The sequence below is a fragment of the Flavobacterium sp. genome (genome assembly GCF_029242675.1).
GTDB lineage: Bacteria > Bacteroidota > Bacteroidia > Flavobacteriales > Flavobacteriaceae > Flavobacterium.
In genome coordinates, this window is the sequence record NZ_JAQWTM010000442.1 from 1 (window position 1) to 19,700 (window position 19,700).

Below are 19,700 nucleotides of genomic sequence, written 5' to 3' on the forward strand. Positions count from 1 at the left end.
AGCGTATAGAAAGCAGGATTTTTATTCGTTTCAAAAAAAATTACTCTTTAACTTTTTTCTCTTTTTTTGGTTTGGCAGCTACTTCCTCTGTAGCGGCTTCTGTTACCTCAGCTGCGGCAGCTTCTTCAGCAACTACTAATCCTTTTGCTTGTAAGGTATTGTACCAATTTAAAATTTTCTTTACATCAGAAGGATAGACTCTTTCTTCATCAAAATCAGCTAACACTTCTCTGAAATAACTCATTAAAGTAGCATTATCTTCTTTATGAGAGATAGCTGGCCCGTTACTTTCTTTAGCAGCAATGTTTTTCATGATCTCTACTAAAGGTTTCTCGCCTTCATACGTATAAATTGAAATCTCTGATAATAAACTCACGTTGCTTTTAAGACTTACTGATATTTTTTTTCCATCAGCTAATGATTCTGCAACAAAACCAGTACGTGTTTGTACTTTTAAAATATACAAACCTGGCTTTCCCGAAATGGATAATATTTTTTCTAAATTCATTTTATTTAATTTATTAAGAATTCAATTTGAATTGTATTTTTTACTTTCTCCAAAAACTATACCGACTCGCTACTTATCTTCCTTTTTTACCGAAAAATTTCATGCGGTACTCTTGGAATGTTTTTCCTTCGATAATATTTTTAAGCTTTTTTTGAATCAATCGTTTTTTCAAAGACGAAATTTTATCTGTAAACAAAATTCCTTCGATATGATCGTACTCATGCTGAATAACACGCGCAATCAGTCCATCAAAAACCTCTGTTTTCATGACAAAATCTTCTTCGCAATATTCAATAGTAATGGTAGGGTTTCTATAAACATCCTCACGAACGTCCGGAATACTCAAGCAACCTTCGTTAAAAGCCCAAAGTTCTCCTTCCTCTTTTATCATTTTTGCATTAATAAAAGTACGCTTAAAGCCATTTAATTGTTTTTGCTCCGTTGAATCCAGATCTTCATCATCGCTAAAAGGTGTAGTGTCTATTACGAATATACGAAGTGCTTTCCCAACTTGTGGAGCTGCTAAACCAACGCCGTTAGCATTATACATGGTTTCGTACATATTAACTATCGTTTCTTTCAAGTCCGGAAACTCCGCAGTTACATTTTCTGCTACCTTTCTTAAAACTGGATCACCGTAACCTATAATTGGTAAAATCATTATTCTTGTATTAAGATTCATTAACCATGACTAAGAAGTAGTACTCCTTAAAATATGGTGCGCAAAAATAGTAAAATTTTGGACAATGAATAATCGGATCTTTAACTATTAGCCTTTTTTTATTATTCAACCGTAAAAACCACACTTTTTATTATAGATAAATCGCACAATCCGTACCTTTGGAGATAATCTTTACTCTATGATTACTAATATCAAGAAATTTATTGACAGTACTCATTTTACAAATGCTTTAAAAGTAACCTTTTCAGCAGTTGTTCCTGCTTTACTATTTAGCTATTTGGGAGATTTCTCATCGGGATTTGCTATTGCTTTAGGCGCTATTTTAACGTATCCTAGCGATATCCCAAGCAGTTTAAAGCACAAAGTCAACGGCATGCTGGTAGCGGCGTTTACTGTTGCGACGATAAACCTGGTTATCAACTTGGTGCAACCGTATCCTTGGCTATTTTATCCTATCCTGTTACTTTTAACATTTCTACTATCCATGATTTCCGTTTACGGGCAAAGAGCTACTATGGTTTCTTTTTCGGGTTTACTGGCTATATCCCTTGCCTTTGCGCATTTGCATAGCGGCTGGGAAATGATTCGGTATTCTGGATTGCTTTTATCAGGTGGGTTATTTTATTTGATCATATCGCTTTTGTTTTTTTACCTACGTCCGCATCGATACATACAACTTCAAATCGCTCAAGGTATTTTAGTTACGGCAAAATACTTAAAATTAAGAGGCGACTTATGGGAGTTGAACTCGGATCGAAAGGCAATTACCAAAAAACAACTTCATTTTCAGGTTGAATTGAATGCAATTCATGAAAACATACGAGAAGTTTTAATTAGAAACCGAACCAATGTAGGCTCTTCGAACCAAAACAGAAAAATGTTAATGACATTTATTTCCTTGGTGGAGATCATGGAATTGGCCATCGCTACCTCATTTGATCACAATAAATTACATCAAAAATTTGATGACCACCCGCAGGTTTTACAGACTTATCAAAATTTGGCATACCAACTTGCTGCCTGTTTGAAAACCATTGGAAAAAGCATTGAAAACGGAACAAAATACAATGCAAAACACAACTTATTACAAGAATTGCAAAATTTAGAAGTAGCGATATCAGATTATGAAAAATCGGTGCGCACTCAAGAAGCAGATGAAGGTGTTTTAATGCTCAATAATATGTTGCACTACGCAGAAAGGCAAGCTGAAAAAATTAAAACAATTGAACGCGCTTTTCTCCAAAATATTCAAGCGAATGAATTAAAAGGCAGAGATAGAGATTTAGAGAAATTCATAGCACCAAATACGTACCTGTGGAGCACCTTAATTGAAAATTTAAGTTTTTCTTCAACCGTATTTAGACACTCGGCTCGACTAACAATTTCAATACTAATTGGTTTTATAATCGGACAAATCTTGCCTTTTCAAAATACCTATTGGATCTTATTGACGATTGTAGTGATTATGCGACCTGGTTATGGTCTTACTAACGAAAGAACCTACCATCGAATTTTTGGAACCTTATTAGGAGGTGCAATAGCATTTGGTATTCTTTTTTTTGTGAAAGACACTACAATAACCGTAAGTCTAGCCGTGCTGGCCATGCTTTTAGGTTTTACCTATACTCCTACTAACTATAAAATTGGAGCCACCTTTGTTACTATATATGTTGTCTTTATTTATGCATTACTAACTCCTAACATTATTGATGTAATCCAATACCGTATTCTTGATACTTCGGTAGGGGCATTATTGGCTTTTTTAGCAAACTATTTCATTTGGCCATCTTGGGAATTTTTAAATTTACCTACATTTATTAGTAAAGCGATTGCCGCCAATAGAAATTACTTGAATCAAATTTCGATTTTATACAATCAAAAAGGGGAAGTAACAACGGCGTATCGTTTAGCCAGAAAGGAGGCTTTTGTTGCTATTGGAAACTTAATGGCGTCCTTTCAAAGGATGATTCAAGAGCCAAAATCCAAACAAACTAAATTGCAGCAGGTCTATAAATTAACCGTCATTAATCATTCTTTGCTTTCTTCTCTCGCGTCACTGGGAACTTACATTCAATCCCATAAAACGACGCAGGCTTCAGATGCATTTAATGCGGTTGTCAACGCGGCACTTCAAAATTTAGATGCAGCCATTTTGCTTTTAAGCAAAGAAAATACAATTGTAATAAATGAGGACCTAGTTGCGGCTACTTTAAAAACGCGATTTACAGAATTAAATAAAATCAGAGAACGAGAAATAAAAGGAAATACCGCTGCTACTGATGCAGATTTTAAATTAAAAATGGAAGAAGCTCAACTAGTCATTGAACAGCTGATATGGTTGACAAGTCTGTCCGAAAGTCTTTTTAAAGAAACAAAAAAACTACTGACTGTAAAAAATGAATCCCAATAAAAATATTGGGATTCAGGTTGCAATTACTTGTTTAATTTTAAAACAGTAGCTGTATGATTTCTTATCTGATTCAGTAATTCTGGTTTATCATTTAGAGTTTGTCCATAAGAAGGAATCATGGCTTTCATTTTTTGTTGCCATTCAGGGGTTGCTAATTGATCCTTGAAACAGCGATCCACTAAATCCACCATGATAGACACCGCTGTTGAAGCTCCTGGCGAAGCTCCTAACAATACCGCTAAACTACCATCAGCTGTATTGATTACCTCGGTTCCAAATTCTAAAATCCCACCTTCTTTTTCGTCTTTTTTGATAACTTGTACTCTTTGCCCAGCGCGTTCTAGCACCCAGTCCTTAGATCGAGCACTTGGCACATATTCTCGCAGTGCATTAATTCGGTCTTTAGGAGACTGTCTTACTTGTTGAATCAAATATTTTGTCAGCGGAATATTTTTTATCCCAGCAACAATCATAGGGTAAATATTATCAGGTTTGATTGATAATGGCAAATCTGAATACGATCCGTTTTTCAAAAATCGAGTTGAAAATCCCGCGAAAGGTCCAAAAAGCAACGCTTTTTGACCGTCAATCATTCGGGAATCAATATGAGGAACTGACATTGGTGGCGCACCCACACTTGCCTTACCATAAACTTTGGCTTGGTGTTTTGCGATAACCTCTGGATTAGTACATTTAAGCCATTGCCCACTTACAGGGAAACCACCGTATCCTTTTCCTTCAGGAACATCGGCTTTTTCTAACAATGGTAAAGAACCACCACCTGCACCAATAAAAACGAACTTTGTATATATTTTTTTCTTTTCACCTGACGATAAATCGGTTACTTTTAATCTCCACCTTCCATCATCACGTTTATTAATTTTTCTCACCTCATTATGAAAATGCATCGTTACACCATCTAAACTAGTTAGATAATTGAACATACTTCGCGTTAGCTCACCAAAATTAACATCAGTACCAATAGGCATATTGGTTGCTGCAACTTCTCCTGATTCTGGTCGACCTTCCATTACTAGTGGCATCCATTCTTTTAGCTTAGCGAAATCAGTGCTAAAAGTCATCTCTTTAAAAATAGGGTTGGCTTGTAAGGTGTCAAAACGATTCTTAAGGAAAGTAACATTTTCAGCTCCCCAAACAAAGCTCATATGTGGCACTCTTTTAATAAAATTTTCAGGTGCAGTAATTTTATTTTCTTGAACAAGGTAAGACCAGAATTGTCGGGATACTTCAAACGACTCAGCAATACTAATTGCTTTTTTAGGACCAATAGAACCATCCTCTTTTTCAGGCGTATAATTTAATTCACAAAATGCAGAATGTCCTGTTCCTGCGTTATTCCAAGCATCTGAACTTTCGGCAGCTGCAATATCTAATCTTTCAAAAATCTCAATTTTAATATCTGGTTGTAACTCTTTTAGCATCAGTCCTAGAGTAGCACTCATAATTCCGGCTCCTATTAGAACGACATCAGTATTTGAACGAATAATTGTATCAGGCATAGCACATTTTTTTAAAATGCAAAGATACTTTATATAGTTCCTAAAAAAAGTATAAAAGTGCGCTTTAAAAGAGATTTAACAAAAAAATATTTGTAGTTATTTTTAGCTACTAATTCGGAATTAAAATGGCTTTCTGTTTAAGTAATCTTGCAACATAATGGTAGCTGAAATCTCGTCTATTAAGGCCTTGTTTTGACGCTGTTTCTTTTTCATCCCGTTATCAATCATCGACTGAAATGCCATTTTAGAAGTAAATCGCTCATCGACACGAATTACCTTCATCTCTGGAAAATGATTGGTGAAATGAGTAACAAAACCTTTGATTATTGAAGCACTTTCTGATGGCTGCCCATTCATTTGTTTGGGTTCGCCAATCAATACTGCCTCAACTTTTTCCTTTGAAAAATAGTCTTTCAAAAAAGCAATTGCTGTCGCACTAGGAACTGTGGTTAGTCCGGAGGCAATAATTTGCATTTCGTCAGTAACCGCAATTCCAGTTCGTTTTTGTCCGTAATCAATAGCGAGAATTCTTGGCATTCGTTTCGATTTAGTGAACGCAAAATTAAGCTTTTAAATAATTGAAATAACAACTTGAACAACAAGAAATTTCATACTTAGCCAAAGCACATTAAAATTGCTTATTACTTTAAAATAAATTAGTTTTGAAAAAAATTCAAAATGAATAAAGATTTTTCTTATCGATCTGATATTGACGGCTTAAGAGCTATAGCGGTACTTATCGTTGTTTTTTATCACGCTAATTTTACATGGATTCCTGGCGGATATGTTGGAGTTGACGTGTTTTTTGTTATCTCAGGTTTCTTAATCACTAACACGATCGAAAAAGAAATACTCAACAATACCTTCTCTTTCAAACAGTTTTATTTAAGAAGGATAAGACGTATTATTCCGGTGCTATTCTTCATCCTCCTTATTTGTACGATTCCGGCTTACTTTATGTTCGCTAGCGACTTTGAGGCTTTTTCTCGAACTTTAATTCATACTATAGTCTCCACAAATAATATTCATTTGTGGATAAACAATAGGCAATACTTCGCTGAGAACTCTGAGCTTATGCCGCTTTTACATACTTGGTCTTTATCAGTCGAAGAACAATTTTACTTTATATGGCCGGCCATCCTCTTGCTACTTTCTAAATTAAAGACAATTCAAATAAAAAGGATTGCCATTCTAATCATCTTGTTTCTTTCACTACTCTACTCTATTTATTTAACCAACACCGATCAAAATACAGCCTATTTTTTATTGCAAGGACGCTTTTTCGAATTAGGGATAGGAGCAACACTAGCTGTTTTTTGGCATTCATTGCCTTTTGCTAAAAAAATGATTAACAATGTTTTGTCAATAATTGGACTTTTGCTGATAGTGCTTCCTGCACTCTATTTACAAAAGGAAAGTTTATTTCCGGGTTTAAACGCCCTTTGGCCTTGTCTTGGAGCTGCATTATTGATCTACTCCAATAAAGGGAACAATACCCAAGAGGGCCTTATTAATGGTTTATTAAGAAATAAATTAATTGTCCTAATTGGTACCATATCCTACTCTATGTATTTGTGGCATTGGCCAATATTTGCCTTTCTAAAATATTTTGCGGTGGAATTTACTGGAATTACGAGAATAGCTACTTTATTTGTTATTTTTATTTTATCCTACTTGAGCTGGAAATATATTGAGCAGCCATTCCGAACCACTTTTACCTTTAACTTCAAAAAGACACTACTCTATGTAATGGTACCCGTTGTCTTAATTTCAGTTAGCATCTACGGAATTATTGACAAATTTGATGGGTTTCCAGCTCGTTACGAAACCTTATCTGAATTTAATCCTAAAACTAATTATCCAAGTAACCTCAGAAAAAATTGTTTTGATAAATTCAAAGTAGGCAATTGTGATGAATGTTTTTTAGGAATTGAAAAAGACAGTTTAGATGGTGTTTTAATTGGAGACTCATTCGCTAACCACACCGCAGCATTTTTAGATGTTTTAGCCAAAGATGCTAATTTATACATCCATGATTCAGCGGCCGGAGGTTACCCAATTCTTGTTAATTACGATGACGATAACAATCCGACAAAAGCGGAGCAGTATGGCCTTGACAGACTAGAATATGCTAAAAAATTTAAAACAATATACATAGCTGCAAATTGGGAAGGCCTGAGTAAATCCCAAATTAATAGTAAGCGAATAATAAACAACATAGCAGAGCTCTTAAAACTCAAAAAAAAGATTGTTGTTTTTGATTGTTTACGTACTATTCCTGAGTTGAAGTTACACAAATTAATGTTAACAAAAGCCTACCCTAAAAATTATAATGAAAGTTATATCTTTGCACCAGAGCCGAGGACAAGTGACTATTTAGTGTATCGAATTCATAAACAATTCCCTGAAGTTATAATAATTGATATGAATGAAAGTGTAAAAGTTGATGAAACACATTTTACCACCCAAATAAACAACTCCATAGTGTATCGAAATGAAGATCATCTCAACACAAGCGGAGCGCGCCTTATTGGAGAAAAATATTTAAAATTACATACAAATCCATTAAAAAAATTATAAATCAAATGAATTCATTACAAACAATTATAGAACAAGCTTGGGAAAACAGAGCTTTGTTACAAGAAGAAACGACGACTAATGCTATCAGAGAAGTTATTGCACTTTTAGACGCAGGTACGTTACGAGTTGCTGAGCCTATTGGTGATAGTTCGACTTCAGTCGGTCCTGATTCTTGGCAAGTAAACGAATGGGTAAAAAAGGCGGTTGTAATGTATTTCCCTATTCAAAAAATGGAAACTTGGGAAGCAGGAATTTTTGAATATCACGACAAGATGTTATTGAAAAAAGACTATGCTGAAAAAGGTGTTCGTGTGGTTCCAGGTGCATCTGCACGTTATGGATCTTTCATTTCAAGTGGTGTTATCATGATGCCAAGTTATGTAAATATTGGTGCTTATGTTGATGCAGGTACAATGGTGGATACATGGGCAACTGTAGGTAGTTGTGCTCAAATTGGTAAGGATGTTCACTTGAGTGGTGGTGTTGGTATTGGTGGCGTATTAGAGCCTTTACAAGCTGCACCCGTTATTATTGAAGACGGCGCTTTTATTGGTTCTCGTTGTATAGTTGTTGAAGGAGTTCATGTTGGTAAAGAAGCAGTATTAGGTGCTAACGTGTGCTTGACGGCTTCTACTAAAATTATTGATGTAACTGGTTATGAACCTGTGGAAATGAAAGGTTTTGTTCCTGCTCGTTCAGTGGTTATTCCAGGGAGTTATACTAAAAAGTTTGCGGCTGGCGAATTTCAAGTGCCTTGTGCTTTGATCATTGGAACAAGAAAGCCTTCTACTGATCTAAAAACTTCATTGAATAATGCGCTACGCGAATACGACGTAGCGGTATAAATCAATTCAAATAAAATTATCATGAATATTGGCTTTGAAGCAAAAAGAATTTTTCACAATAAAACTGGTCTAGGCAACTATAGTCGAGATTTAATCCGAATTCTTAGCCAATATTCTGATAAAAATAATTATTTCCTTTACAATCCGAAACAAGCGAAAGAGGTATTGTTCATTCCCAATGACAATAATGTTTTTGAAAAAAAACCTAAAACAGCCTACTTCAAAAAGTTTTACAATTTATGGCGACAAAAAGGGATTGTTGCTGACTTAGTAAAAGATAAAATCACTCTCTTTCACGGATTATCTGGAGAAATTCCTATGGGATTAAAACAGAATAACATAAAAAGTGTTGTGACTATTCACGATCTCATTTTTATGCATTATCCTGAATTATATTCCTTTTTTGACAGAAAAATACATTATTTTAAATTCAAAAAAGCAGCCACAAATGCAGATAAAATCATTGCAATTAGCGAGCAGACAAAAACTGACATAGTTCGTTTCCTTAACGTTGCACCCGAAAAAGTACAAGTTATATACCAAGGATGTAATGCCGTTTTTAAAGAACAATACAGCTCTGCTGAAAAAAATGAAGTTGCAAAACGATTTAATCTTCCGGAACGGTTCGTTCTAAACGTGGGAACAATCGAGGAGCGAAAAAATGCACTTACAATTGTAAAAGCAATTAAAAACATTGACACCATATTAGTTTTAATAGGTAAAGAAACGAAATATACTACTCTCATTAAAAACTACATCAAAGAGAATGGAATTTCGAATAAAGTTGTTTTTCTAAAAGGGTTGACTAATAAAGAATTAGCTATTACCTATCAACTTGCTACTGTGTTTGTATACCCATCCATTTTTGAAGGTTTTGGAATACCTATCATAGAGGCTTTATATTCAAAAACACCTGTTATTACTAATAAATATGGTGTTTTTCCAGAAGCTGGTGGTCCAGATAGTCTATATATCGATCCTAATGATCCTGATGAATTAGCTGAAAAAATAAATTTACTATTATTAGATAGCACATTAAGAAATTCAATATCTGATAAAGGATATGAATTTGCTCAGCAATTTAATGATGAAGAAATCTTCCAAAAAATCGAACAGCTTTACTCAGAAACTCTAAAATCGTAACTAAATTCAGATGAACACAACGCTATTAGTTACAATTAGGGTGAAACTTGGAACTATTATTCCAATTTATTTTTCGCTAATAATGAATAGCTAGACGAAATAAATATTATTTATTTTTACCATACAAACCTACGAACTTGTAAAATTGTGCTTTATGCTTTTTAAACCACCCATCTATTTCTATTTGAAATTTACTCCTATCCTTATCACTATCTAAAACCCTTCTATACCAACCCGAATGTCTTAAAAATCCTTTTGTAAAAATTACGGCATAATAACCATCATCATAATACAATTTTCCGATTGCAGACTCATGGCCTACATTATCGTAAGAGCCTACTAATTTGTAATCTATCATTCGTTTTACGCAAGGATTGAAAGTAAAACCATGCCAAACTTGTTTGTAATTTGTTATTAGCTTCTTATACTCTAGTCCTGATCTAGAAATAAACAATTGATCTTCAACGGGGTGCCCATTCGTATCATTTAATTCTCTGAGCCATACATTAATTATTTTAGAGTCTTCTTTTAATAATGAAATAGATTTTTCAATAAAATCATTATTATAAAATTCCCAATCCTCTTCACAATGAAAAATATAATCTGTCGAAACAAAACTATATGCTTTATCAATGCTTTTTATCTGTCCTAATTTGGGATCGTTACACAATAATATTGATTTTGAATAAACCTTTGGAAAAAGTTTTATTACTTTAGTTAGCTGCTCAATTTTGTCAGTATCTTCAATAAAAATATACTTTTCAATAGGATACGTGTTAAATTTTAAAAAGCTATCGAGCGTTGGACCAAGTAAATCAAATCGATTACAACTAGTCATCACAAATGTTATAGATTCCCTATCCAGCATTACTTTATTTTATTAGTTAATATTAAACAAATATACCAATTATAAAAAGTCCGCAATCTAAAAACTTCTTCCTCTTAAAATATTTTTCCAAAAAAACATAAAACGAACTCATTTACACACTGACGCGAAAGAAATAGAGAAAGAAAGTTTTAAATGCAAAAGAGAACAAAAAATAACAACTACGGCAAAAATTACCAAGTAACAAGATTCAGTATAATTATACATTTAGCACCTTACTAGAAATTATTTATAATTGAATTCACAAACATATTTCAGTGTCAATAAATTTGTTTTTTTTTACAACAGACTCTAAATCGGTTCAGCACATGTTTTGCGAGTAAATCGACACGAAAGTTAAAGAAAAATTAATCATCAGCATCTATATCACAAGTCAAAAATTAATGTTGTAAAGAAATATAAATTAATGTGTTATTTAACTAAATACCAGTATGGTTATCCATGCACTAAAAGAGAACTAGCACTAGCTAAATTTTATTATTTTTGCAACTGGTATAATTTGTAGTATTTTGAAAAAGCATAAAAATAGTTCACAACTGCTAAATAATAACCCGTACTACCATCGAGAAAACCTAATCTAAAGATGTACATTTTTATAAAGTGATAAAAAGGTATGAAAACAACTTTAAACAATGTTATTTTTTTTCCTTTCTGAAAATTAACCTTAGACTGTTCCGTTGAATATAAATTTAGCTTATCTATTTGATGATGAGGATCTCTGTATAAATAATGATTAATACTTTCAGTAATAAACCCAATCGGACTATTGGTCTGCCAAGATGCATGAACCGCCACAGGGCTAATTTGTCCAGAGTTTCTTTTAAATAATATTCGTTTAGTAACTTTACTCCAACCACCAAAACGGATAACCTTCATATTGATAATAGATACTAATCTGATGGTATACACATCATATTTAGCATTATTATTAAGCACCAAATATTTAATTTTTTCCTTTAACCTTAAAGTAACCTCCTCATCTGCGTCAATTAACAACACCCATTCACCTTTGCATTTATCTATAGCAGATTGTTTTTGCAAACCATCACCTTTAAAATCTTCATTAAAAAAACGTACTTTCGAATAGCGCAATGCGATTCTTTTTGTGTTATCCGTAGAGTTCGAATCAACGATGATTATTTCATCAGCTATATCATAAACAGCATCTAGTGTTCTCTTAATATTATTTTCTTCGTTAAATGTAATAATTGCAACAGATAGCTTCATTTTAATTCATTGTTTATTGGACAAATATAAAAACTATTAGGTTAAAATTGTTAGAATTATAAACTATGTTTGCCGAAGTATATTGATGATAAAAATGTAAATTTGCTTTTCAAAAACATCTCGCAAAATACGACAAAACTTATGACTGTCTCATTGATCATTTCTACATACAACTGGCCAAACGCACTTTTATTATCACTACAAAGCGTTGAAAAACAAACAATTAAACCTAATGAAATAATAATTGCAAATGATGGATCTAACGAAGAAACAAATCAAGTTATTGAACGTTTCATTAAAAAAAGTACGATTCCTATTCAACATATTTGGCAGGAAGACATTGGTTTTCGTTTAGCATTAATTAGAAACAAAGCAATTGCAAAGTCTAAATATGATTATATCATCCAGATTGACGGCGATATTATACTACACGATAATTATATTAAAGATCATATTTACTACGCTGCAAAAAACACTTTTTTGACTGGACCAAGAGTACTACTTTCGGCAGAAACTACTCAATTGACATTGATAAATAATAACATCAAATTCACACCTTTTTCAAAAAAAATAAAGAATAGATTGAACGCCGTACATTTTCCAATCATAAACAAATTTATCAACGCAAAAAACAGTCCTGCAGAAAAATTAATCTTTACAGTTCGAGGGTGTAACATGAGTTTTTGGCGAAAGGATTTAATTGAAATTAATGGCTACGACGAAAATTTCACTACTTGGGGTAGAGAAGATTCTGAAATAACCTCTAGATTATTCAAAAAAGGATTATCATTAAAAAAACTAAGATTAGCAGGAATTCAATATCATTTATATCATCATGAACAAGATAAAAATTTCTTAGAGGTAAATAATAAAATACTAGAAAAGAACAAAAGTACCCACACTTTCTGGTGTAGTGATGGAATAGTTAAAAAAATGACTGACATTTAGTTTTACCTTTTCATATGCTTCCACCGTTTATGTGTCCATAAATAAAACTCGGGCGCTGCTACTATTTGAGCTTCAACTTTTCTTAAAAAGATATCAGTAAGCTCATAATTAGGGATCCCTTGAGTAGATTCTGCTATAATTTCAAACTCGGCTTCATAATAACCTCTTTTCACCTTACTTACTTTCAAATAAATCACAGCCATATCTAGCTTTTTGGACAAATATTCAACTCCTGTATAAACAGGGACCTCAACACCCATAAATGGTGCCCAGTGCGTTTTAGGTTTTGACTGCGGAGATTGATCACTAACGAATCCATAAACTGCTTTTTTACCAATTTGACTGTTGTGCTCTATAATTGCTGAACTTTCGCTGGTGTGTATTAAGTGTGTATTAAATTTAGAACGTATTGTGCCTACCAAACGATCAAAGTAAACATTATTAATTTTTTTATAGATACCGTAACCCTCATATGTTATTTTTGAATTCATCAAAATAACCCATTCGTAGCTGGCATAATGAGCCAACATCATAGCAATACTTTTACCTTTTTTCTCTAAGTCTAAGTAGGCTTCTAGATTTTTAAACACCATTCGCTTTTCCATTTCTTTCTTAGAAATCGACATTGTTTTCATCATTTCTAGAAACATATCACACATGTGCTCGTACGATTTTTTTTCAATTACTGCTCGCTCCTCTTGCGACAAATGCGGCAAGGCAAGGGCAATATTATCACGAACCACTTTTCGACGATATCGAGCCACATGATAGATGACAAAACATATCGCATCCGAAAGTAGGTATAACAGTCGAAACGGTAACAATGAAATAATTAAAATAAGCGGATAAACTAATATATAGAGAAGAAGTTGCATTGATTTTTATAAAGCTAGAATAGTATTGATTTAATATCTTTGCAAATATAAACAATTACAATGCAAGACGAAATAGTAAAAGCATACGAGGTCATTAAAGAAGGAGGTATTATCCTTTATCCTACCGATACGGTTTGGGGAATAGGCTGCGATGCTACCAATGCTGAGGCTGTTGCCAAAATTTATAAATTGAAGCAAAGAGCCGAAACGCAAAGTATGATTGTCCTGATGAACGGAGAAAAGATGATCTACAATGTATTTAAAGAAGTTCCCGAGGTAGCTTGGCAGATTATGGATTTCTCTGAAAACCCCACTACTTTAGTGCTTGATTACCCAAGAAATGTGGCTCCAAATTTAATAGCTTCTGATAAAACACTAGGAATCCGCATCATCAAGGAACCTTTTTGCTTTAAATTACTAGAGCGAATGAAAAAACCGCTTGTTTCGACCTCAGCAAATATTTCAGGCCAACCTACGCCTAAAAGTTTTAAAGAAATAAGTCCTGAAATTATAAAGGGTGTAGACTATGTTGTAAATTTGCATAAGGATAAAATAGCTGGAAAACCTTCAACAATAATCAAGTTGACAAATGATTCTCAAGTAAAAGTGATACGCAAATAGATGATGAATTTACTATAAAAAAAGCCACAGATTCACAGATTTTAAATAAAATTAATAGTGAAATCTTTAATGTTTTTGAAAAAGAGAAGCAATGAATGAATATTTATACGAAGAAGAAAGCTATAAAATTATAGGCGTCCTATTTGAAGTTCATAAACAATTAGGAAAAGGTTTCTCAGAAATAGTATACAAAGATGCAATTGAATTTGAATTTAAAAGTTTAGGTATTCCTTTTGAAAGAGAAAAAGAATATTCAGTAAATTATAAAAATACAATACTAAAACATAAGTTTTACGCAGATTTTATCGTTTTTGATAAAATTATTCTGGAAGTAAAATCAAGTGAATCATTTCATAACAGTCATGTTTCTCAATGCTTAAACTACTTAAAAGTTTCTGATAATAAATTAGCAATATTAGCAAATTTCAATAAAACTTCAATTGAGTATAAACGAATCATAAGTACAAAATAAAAAAATCAGTGAATCTGTGGCTAATAATACACAATACAAACAAGCGTTAAATAATAAAATCTTCGAAATCATTTCCCAAGCCTCTCAAGAACTGAATGTTGACAGCTATGTAATTGGCGGTTTTGTGAGAGATTTAATTCTAGGTCGAACTTTTAAAAAAGATATCGATGTGGTCGCAGTAGGAAGCGGAATCGAATTAGCCTTAAAAGTATCTAAACTACTACCTAACAAACCCAAAGTACAAGTTTTTAAAAACTATGGTACCGCTATGTTGCGTTTTGAAGATACCGAAATCGAATTTGTAGGTGCTCGTAAAGAGTCCTATCATTTTGAAAGCAGAAATCCTGTGGTCGAAAATGGTACACTTCAGGATGATCAAGATCGTCGGGACTTTACCATAAACGCCTTAGCAATCTCATTAAATAGCAAAAACTACGGGGAATTACTTGATCCTTTTGATGGACTTGCAGACATTGAAAAAAAGATTTTAAAAACACCTCTTGATCCTGATATTACTTATTCAGATGATCCATTGCGTATGATGCGTGCCATTCGTTTTGCGAATCAACTTAATTTTGAAATCGAAGAAAATTCGCTTCAATCAATTACTAAAAACGCAGAGCGAATCAAAATCATTTCAGGAGAGCGTATTGTTGATGAATTAAACAAAATACTCTCGACTGACACACCATCAATTGGGTTTTTACTTTTATATAAAACTGGACTTCTCGATATTCTTTTACCAGAGCTTACTGCTTTAAACAATGTAGAAGAAATAGAAGGACAAACACATAAAAATAATTTTTACCATACACTAGAAGTAGTCGATAACATTTGTCCAAATACTGATGATGTTTGGCTACGATGGTCAGCTTTACTACATGACATAGGAAAAGCACCTACCAAACGCTTTAACAAAAAGCAAGGCTGGACTTTTCACGGTCATGAATTTTTAGGTGGAAAAATGGTAAAGAAGATTTTTGAACGCTTACATATGCCATTGAATCACAAAATGAAATTTGTTCAAAAAATGGTCATCATGAGCTCGCGCCCTATTGTTTTATCTCAAGATACAGTAACGGATTCAGCGGTACGTCGCTTAGTATTTGACGCTGGCGAAGATGTTGAAAATTTAATGACACTTTGCGAGGCAGATATCACCACTAAAAATCCGTCAAAATTCAAAAAATACCATAATAACTTTAATATTGTTCGCAAGAAAATCGTTGAAGTGGAAGAACGGGATCATGTCCGTCAGTTTCAACCTCCTATTTCGGGAGAGGAGATTATGGCGGTTTACAATTTACAACCATGCAGAGAAATTGGAATTTTAAAAGAAGCCATTAAAGAAGCGATATTAGAAGGTGATATTCCAAACGAATACCAAGCAGCTTATGATTTCATGGTTATCAAAGCAGAGAAGTTAGGATTAAAGAAAGTTTAACTTTTGTGCATTTTATTTCCCAGTCTAAAACAGATAATTTTACATAAAAATAGTTCCAGTGAAAAAGTACTTTTTAAAATCGGCTCAAATAGCGTTAGTCCTTGTTTATCTTGTGATTTTTGCGGGCGCATTCGTAAGACTTACGGGCTCTGGAATGGGTTGTCCTGACTGGCCTAAATGCTTTGGATACTACATTCCGCCTACTGAACAAAGCGAACTTCTATTTACTGCTGGAAAAGAGTATGATAAAGGCCAAGTGATTATAAAAGACGAAGCGCTTTTAGTTGCAAAGACGGACTTTGTCGCTCAAACCGACTTTGACCATTCCAATTGGGATAAATATACCAAGCACGACTATGCGATCTTTAACCCTTTACATACTTGGGTGGAATACATCAATCGACTTGTGGGTGCTTTGGCAGGTATTGCGTGCGTGATTACATTTGCCCTCTCTTTTGGATATTGGAAAGAAAAGAAAAAGCTAATTCTCATGACTTTTTTCATCTGTGTATTGATGGGATTCCAAGCATGGCTAGGAAAAACCGTGGTCGATTCAGTTTTAAATCCGTTTAAAATTACAACCCATATGTTGGCAGCACTTTTGATTGTTGCTTTTCAATTGATTGTGATCTACGCGGTACAAAAAGACAGAAAGCCATTTGTAAACAATCAAAAATTCAATTGGATTTTGATTGGATCATTAGCACTAACAATCATCCAAATCGTTTTAGGAACAACTGTTCGTGAGCATGTTGATCACATATCAGAAACTGGAGCTCCCGAAATCATGTGGCTTCAAAACCCGACGATTGCATTTTATATCCATCGTTCCTTTTCTATCATTGTCCTACTTACAAACCTATATTTGTTCTCTTTAAATCGTAAATTAGTGCTTGGCTTTACAAAACTAAATTGGGTTGTATTTCTACTATTTATTGAGATTGTATCTGGAATAAGTATGTATTACTTTGATTTCCCTTTTGGAACTCAAACCATTCATGTGGTCTTGGCATCACTTTTATTTGGAATTCAATTTTATTTAATTTTAGAAGCTAAAAGCAAAAAGGTATTTTTGTAACGCATTTATACCACTGACTATATTGTCGCATTTCCTCGTTCATTAACTTAAAATGTCAAAACTTGCTGCTCAAGATAAATTTCTTGACTTATCAGATTACGGAAGATCTTTTGGGACTTCGCTCGCTAATCTATTAAAAAACACACGCTTTACTCCTATTCATGTTACATTACTTTTTGGTGTTTCTGGGTTATTAGCTATTTACTGTATCTTAGAAAACCACTATTATTTAGCCGGGTTTTTTATCATTCTAAAATCAGGTATTGATGCTGCCGACGGTGAATTAGCCCGAATCAAAAACACGCCTTCTTATACCGGACGCTATTTAGATAGTGTGTTTGATATTATTCTGAATTTTCTTTTTTTGCTGACTATTCGGTACGTAACTGAAACTTCGATTATAATGACCTTAGGCGCTTTTTTTTGTATCCAATTGCAAGGAACGCTATACAACTACTATTATGTGATTTTGAGAAATAAATCGGTTGGAGGTGATACTACTAGTAAAATTTTTGAATACAAGTCACCAAAGGCATTAGGTAATGAAAGCCAAAAAGCGGTTAATGTTTTATTCAATATCTACACCGTGGTGTACGGAGGTTTTGATAAAATAATTCATTTCCTAGATAGCGATGCTTACAAAGTAAAAACGTTTCCCAACTGGTTTATGACAGTTGTTTCTCTATATGGACTAGGTTTTCAATTACTGATTATTGCTGCAATGCTAGCCTTTAACCTAGCAGCTTACATTATACCATTCTTTATTATTTATTCGATTTTAATCTTTGTTTTAATCGCTATCAGAAAAACGGTTTTTAAGATTAAAAGCTAGATAATCAGAAGTAAAACCTAAAAATATTGAAACATTTCCTGAAAAAGCTGTAACAGTTTTCGCTCTATATAGTGGCATCTTTGTAGAAGACATTTAGTAATCATTAAATCTATACATTATGCCAAATTCAGAAGAAATTAAAGGAAACTGGAATGAACTTAAAGGAAATTTAAAACAAAAATTTGCTGAACTCACTGATGACGACTTGCTATTCGAAGAAGGACAAGACGATGAAGTGTGGGGTAAATTGCAACAGAAATTAGGTAAAACTAAAAAAGAGATTTTGTCTTTATTTGAATAAATTCGGGTGATTTAATCAAAACAGCCGCTTCAATTATTTTTAAAATGATTGAAGCGGCTGTCTTTTTAGACTTATTTATTTACTTAACCAGTCTTTAAAGTGCACTACTTTTTCTCGACTTACGATTACCTCATCCTCTTTATACGATGGCAAAATCACTTTCAATCTCGAGTTACTGTACACGACAATTTCCTTAATTGCTCTCAAAGGGACGATAAACTTGCGGCTAATGCGATAGAAATCCTTTGCATCCAGTTCTTGCTCTAAGACCTCTAGAGTAGTCTCGATAAGATAATCTCTATTATCGAAAGTATGAATATAAGTTCCTTTATTTTCGCTATAAAAACATTCAATTTCTTCTACGGCAATGACCTTTAAATGTTGGCCTATTTTTACGGTAAATCGTTTTTTAAATTCCTTTTCAAAAGGATTGGAGAGCATTTTCTTTATTTCGTCAAAATCAAGCTGTAGTTTCTCTTGTTTGGGTAATCGCTCCCTAAATTTGGCAACTGCCAACTCTAAATCATCTTCATCTATTGGTTTTAAAAGATAATCAACACTGTTTAATTTAAAAGCACGCAAAGCAAACTCATCGTAAGCCGTTGTAAAAATAATTGCGCTTTTAATTTCGACTTTTTCAAAAATTTCAAAAGACAACCCATCTGATAATTGAATATCTAAAAAGATCAAATCTGGATGCTCGTTTGTCGAAAACCAGTCTACGGCTTCTTCGACAGAGTGTAGCATCACTCCGACTTCGATATTTAATTTTTCTAATTTTCTTTCCAATAATCTTGCAGCTGGTTTTTCGTCTTCGATTATGATTGTGGTCATAGGTGCGTTATTTGTTTATTCTAAGTGGTTTGCGGTGAAAAAATTCACTATTCCCACTTGTTAGTTTTGTCCTTATCCATAAACTCTTGTATTTTTTTTTGTTCCCAGTCTGACCCAAAAAATAAATCGCGCCCAAAAACTGACATGCCATGAGCTACTAAACCAATTCCCCAAAAAAGAGCGGTACTCCACGTTTCCCATCTCGTTAGGACTTCAATTCCATTCGTATTCCTGTCAAAATTTGAAAAAATAAGAAAGGCATTAACAAGAACATATACCAGTGCATGGACATAAAAACCTTTTATTCTTTTGACACGCTTGTACGCCAAGTTATATAATTCGTCAGGACTGTTGACTTCCTCTTGGTAATTGTCGAACATTCTTCTTCTATATCGTCCCATCTTGTTTACTTATTAGTTGTTTCCTGTTTTATACCTTTTCTCTTCTTCTTCCATAGCCATGAATTCTTTGATCTTTTGTTCTTCCCAATCCTG

20 protein-coding genes are annotated in these 19,700 nt (G+C 33.5%); 11 read left to right on the top strand and 9 right to left on the bottom strand.

Going from position 1 to position 19,700, the window contains the following annotated elements; translation table 11 throughout:
- Nucleotides 1-40 precede the first annotated feature (40 nt).
- Both P8M54_RS16100 and def read right to left on the bottom strand, forming a co-directional pair.
- Entirely contained in the window at nt 41-508 is a 468-nt protein-coding gene (locus tag P8M54_RS16100) for a DUF5606 domain-containing protein (RefSeq protein WP_300289066.1), read from the bottom strand.
- 73 nt (nt 509-581) lie between these two features.
- Nucleotides 582-1,169 (bottom strand): peptide deformylase, encoded by a 588-nt coding sequence (def, locus tag P8M54_RS16105; RefSeq protein WP_300289067.1) that lies wholly within the window; start codon nt 1,167-1,169, stop codon nt 582-584.
- A 199-nt stretch (nt 1,170-1,368) separates the two neighbouring features.
- On the opposite strand from def, the gene P8M54_RS16110 reads away from it, so the two are divergent.
- Entirely contained in the window at nt 1,369-3,600 is a 2,232-nt protein-coding gene (locus P8M54_RS16110) for an FUSC family membrane protein (RefSeq protein ID WP_300289068.1), read from the top strand.
- Nucleotides 3,601-3,623: 23 nt separating this feature from the next.
- On the opposite strand, the gene P8M54_RS16115 is transcribed toward P8M54_RS16110, so the two are convergent.
- Nucleotides 3,624-5,120: a malate:quinone oxidoreductase gene (locus P8M54_RS16115; protein WP_300289069.1), complete on the bottom strand. Its 1,497-nt coding sequence runs from the start codon at nt 5,118-5,120 to the stop codon at nt 3,624-3,626.
- Between the two features lie 120 nt (nt 5,121-5,240).
- Nucleotides 5,241-5,657, bottom strand: a complete 417-nt coding sequence (gene ruvX / locus P8M54_RS16120; RefSeq protein WP_300289070.1) for a Holliday junction resolvase RuvX — start codon at nt 5,655-5,657, stop codon at nt 5,241-5,243.
- A gap of 141 nt (nt 5,658-5,798) precedes the next feature.
- On the opposite strand from ruvX, the gene P8M54_RS16125 reads away from it, so the two are divergent.
- The 3 genes from P8M54_RS16125 to P8M54_RS16135 are packed head-to-tail and all read left to right on the top strand — an operon-like array spanning nt 5,799 to nt 9,688.
- On the top strand, nt 5,799-7,700 hold the full coding sequence (locus tag P8M54_RS16125) for an acyltransferase family protein (RefSeq protein ID WP_300289071.1): 1,902 nt from the start codon (nt 5,799-5,801) through the stop codon (nt 7,698-7,700).
- A gap of 5 nt (nt 7,701-7,705) precedes the next feature.
- Nucleotides 7,706-8,545 carry a 2,3,4,5-tetrahydropyridine-2,6-dicarboxylate N-succinyltransferase gene (locus P8M54_RS16130; protein WP_300289073.1) on the top strand — a complete coding sequence of 280 codons (840 nt, stop codon included), beginning with the start codon at nt 7,706-7,708 and terminating at the stop codon, nt 8,543-8,545.
- 21 nt (nt 8,546-8,566) lie between these two features.
- Complete coding sequence (locus P8M54_RS16135) at nt 8,567-9,688, top strand: glycosyltransferase family 1 protein (protein WP_300289074.1); 1,122 nt, start codon at nt 8,567-8,569, stop codon at nt 9,686-9,688.
- 106 nt (nt 9,689-9,794) lie between these two features.
- Here P8M54_RS16135 and P8M54_RS16140 read toward each other — a convergent pair whose 3' ends face one another.
- Together P8M54_RS16140 and P8M54_RS16145 are read right to left on the bottom strand one after the other, a co-directional pair.
- Nucleotides 9,795-10,556, bottom strand: coding sequence for a glycosyltransferase (locus tag P8M54_RS16140; protein WP_300289075.1), 762 nt, complete (start codon nt 10,554-10,556; stop codon nt 9,795-9,797).
- Nucleotides 10,557-11,051: 495 nt separating this feature from the next.
- Entirely contained in the window at nt 11,052-11,801 is a 750-nt protein-coding gene (locus tag P8M54_RS16145) for a glycosyltransferase family 2 protein (RefSeq protein ID WP_300289076.1), read from the bottom strand.
- Between the two features lie 141 nt (nt 11,802-11,942).
- Here P8M54_RS16145 and P8M54_RS16150 point away from each other — a divergent pair, with 141 nt between their 5' ends.
- Nucleotides 11,943-12,749, top strand: a complete 807-nt coding sequence (locus tag P8M54_RS16150; RefSeq protein WP_300289077.1) for a glycosyltransferase family 2 protein — start codon at nt 11,943-11,945, stop codon at nt 12,747-12,749.
- Between the two features lie 2 nt (nt 12,750-12,751).
- Here P8M54_RS16150 and P8M54_RS16155 read toward each other — a convergent pair whose 3' ends face one another.
- Nucleotides 12,752-13,624 carry a lysophospholipid acyltransferase family protein gene (locus P8M54_RS16155; protein ID WP_300289078.1) on the bottom strand — a complete coding sequence of 291 codons (873 nt, stop codon included), beginning with the start codon at nt 13,622-13,624 and terminating at the stop codon, nt 12,752-12,754.
- Between the two features lie 60 nt (nt 13,625-13,684).
- Between P8M54_RS16155 and P8M54_RS16160 the strand changes: the two genes are divergently transcribed.
- The 6 genes from P8M54_RS16160 to P8M54_RS16185 all read left to right on the top strand — a co-directional run bounded on the left by P8M54_RS16160 (nt 13,685) and on the right by P8M54_RS16185 (nt 18,372).
- A complete protein-coding gene (locus P8M54_RS16160) occupies nt 13,685-14,245 on the top strand; it encodes an L-threonylcarbamoyladenylate synthase (RefSeq protein WP_300289080.1) in 561 nt (186 codons plus the stop codon).
- A 91-nt stretch (nt 14,246-14,336) separates the two neighbouring features.
- Nucleotides 14,337-14,717, top strand: coding sequence for a GxxExxY protein (locus tag P8M54_RS16165; RefSeq protein ID WP_300289081.1), 381 nt, complete (start codon nt 14,337-14,339; stop codon nt 14,715-14,717).
- A gap of 16 nt (nt 14,718-14,733) precedes the next feature.
- Nucleotides 14,734-16,161, top strand: a complete 1,428-nt coding sequence (locus P8M54_RS16170) for an HD domain-containing protein (RefSeq protein ID WP_300289082.1) — start codon at nt 14,734-14,736, stop codon at nt 16,159-16,161.
- A 58-nt stretch (nt 16,162-16,219) separates the two neighbouring features.
- The gene (locus tag P8M54_RS16175) at nt 16,220-17,239 is read left to right on the top strand and encodes a COX15/CtaA family protein (protein ID WP_300289083.1); all 1,020 of its coding nucleotides are present in this window, start codon (nt 16,220-16,222) and stop codon (nt 17,237-17,239) included.
- A 52-nt stretch (nt 17,240-17,291) separates the two neighbouring features.
- Nucleotides 17,292-18,071, top strand: a complete 780-nt coding sequence (locus tag P8M54_RS16180; RefSeq protein ID WP_300289084.1) for a CDP-alcohol phosphatidyltransferase family protein — start codon at nt 17,292-17,294, stop codon at nt 18,069-18,071.
- A gap of 118 nt (nt 18,072-18,189) precedes the next feature.
- Nucleotides 18,190-18,372, top strand: a complete 183-nt coding sequence (locus tag P8M54_RS16185) for a CsbD family protein (protein ID WP_300289085.1) — start codon at nt 18,190-18,192, stop codon at nt 18,370-18,372.
- 75 nt (nt 18,373-18,447) lie between these two features.
- Here the strand turns inward: P8M54_RS16185 and P8M54_RS16190 are convergent, their stop codons facing one another.
- Both P8M54_RS16190 and P8M54_RS16195 read right to left on the bottom strand, forming a co-directional pair.
- Nucleotides 18,448-19,206 (bottom strand): LytTR family DNA-binding domain-containing protein, encoded by a 759-nt coding sequence (locus tag P8M54_RS16190; protein WP_300289086.1) that lies wholly within the window; start codon nt 19,204-19,206, stop codon nt 18,448-18,450.
- Nucleotides 19,207-19,253: 47 nt separating this feature from the next.
- On the bottom strand, nt 19,254-19,607 hold the full coding sequence (locus P8M54_RS16195) for a 2TM domain-containing protein (RefSeq protein WP_300289087.1): 354 nt from the start codon (nt 19,605-19,607) through the stop codon (nt 19,254-19,256).
- Nucleotides 19,608-19,700: the final 93 nt, after the last annotated feature.